This is a genomic window from Bradyrhizobium sp. 17, from assembly GCF_023073515.1.
GTDB classification, from domain to species: Bacteria; Pseudomonadota; Alphaproteobacteria; order Rhizobiales; family Xanthobacteraceae; genus Bradyrhizobium; species Bradyrhizobium canariense_D.
The window spans coordinates 1-1,200 of record NZ_JADPJQ010000023.1 but is presented as its reverse complement, the minus strand read 5'-3'; the positions used below and the strand labels follow the sequence as shown (position 1 = coordinate 1,200).

The window sequence follows — 1,200 nt, the reverse complement described above, 5'->3', positions numbered from 1 at the left end:
ATCAAGGTAGAGCGTCAAGCCGTCCCAATGACGCAGTGCATAGCGTAAAGCTTTCGCCGTCTCACTCTTCTGCGCGAGGTGACCAAGCTTCGCCTCAAACCACTGCTTCAAGGCTGCAGCCAACGGCCGGGCATGCGCCTGCCGGCCCGCGCGGCGCTCGGCGTCAGATCGGCCACGGAGGACTTTCTCGACCGCGTAGAGCTGGGCGATGCGCTCGAGGGCCTCGCGGGCAACCGGCGCCGGCGCCGGCGAAGCCTCGCGCTCGATCTTCACAAGCTGGCGCCGGAGATGCGACCAGCAGAATGCGAGCGTCCCGGACAAGGCGTCCGCACGCGTCTCTCGCATCATGGTCTTGTAAGCCTGATAGCCGTCGCAGTGGATGATGCCGCGATAGCCTTCGAGCAGTCGCAAGCCATGAACGGCGCCGCGGCCTGGTGCATAGGCATAGACCACGCCGGGCGGATCAGGCCCGGCCCAAGGCCTGTCATCGCGCGACAGCGCCCAGAAGTAGCCGGTTTTGGTCCTGCCGCGCCCGGGATCCAGCACCGGCGCCGGGGTCTCATCGACACAGAGCTTCGGAGAGGCGAGCAGAAGCTGGCGCAGACGATGCCACAAGGGCTTCAATTCCTGGGCCGCATAGCCGACCCAGAAGGCGAGCGTGGAACGGTCGATGGCAATACCGTGCGTCGCCAGCATCTGCGTCTGGCGGTAAAGCGGCAAATGCCAATGATACTTGGCATCGATCACATGCGCGACGAGCCGCTCGGTCGGCAGTCCTCCCCTGATCAATCGCTCGGGAGCAGCATGCTGGAGGACGACGCCGTGACAGGCGCGGCAGGCCAGTTTGGGGCGGCGGGTGACGATAACGCGATACTGCGCCGGTACGACGTCCAGCCTCTGGCTCTCATCGTGACCGATCTCAAAAAGGTCGCCTGCGCAGCATGGGCAGCAGGTTGCAGCGGGCATCAGGGTCTCGATGATGCGCGGCAAATGCTCCGGCAGCTTGCCACGATTGGCCCTGCGCTCGGCAGCTCTCTTCTCGCGTGTTTTGGGATTGGCGCGGTCCTCGGCTGCTTCGAGAGCCGCGACAGCCTGATCAATATCCTCCAGAATAAGCTGGAGCTGATCAGCGTCAAGCTTTTCCGACGATCGACCGAACTGCGCGTCTTTTGCAAGCTTGAGCAACCGCTCGAGCCTGGC

At 64.1% G+C, this 1,200-nt stretch carries 1 protein-coding gene; it reads right to left on the bottom strand.

Annotation, left to right across the window (positions count from 1 at the left end):
• A partial coding sequence (locus tag IVB13_RS04540; RefSeq protein WP_247487932.1) for an IS66 family transposase occupies positions 1 to 1,200 on the bottom strand: 1,200 nt, incomplete at both ends.